The 253-nt window shown below is 60.9% G+C and carries 1 protein-coding gene; it reads right to left on the bottom strand.

The features are described from left to right. A partial coding sequence (locus SB772_RS43510) for a major capsid protein (RefSeq protein ID WP_410838966.1) occupies positions 1–253 on the bottom strand: 253 nt, incomplete at both ends.

Raw genomic sequence — 253 nt, 5'->3', positions numbered from 1 at the left:
CTCTTCCGGTTTGATCAGGCCCAGGTCAACACGGCGGGTGTTCAACTGCTTGAGCACCGCTTCGTTGCTCTGGAAGGCATCCTGTGCCTCAGCGCTAAGCACCGCGACGTTGGCCGAACGGCCCGAGTCCTTGGCGATCAGGCGACGCCACTGACGCATGTTGGCGATGGGATCGGACCCGGCGGTGTTCCAACGGCCAGTGGCCAAAGCGATCTTGTGGGTGTCCTCCATCAGGAAATCGATGGTGTCATCA

Source organism: Paraburkholderia sp. SIMBA_030 (assembly GCF_046535245.1).
Taxonomy (GTDB): Bacteria; Pseudomonadota; Gammaproteobacteria; order Burkholderiales; family Burkholderiaceae; genus Paraburkholderia.
This window is presented reverse-complemented; position numbering and strand designations above follow the sequence as displayed.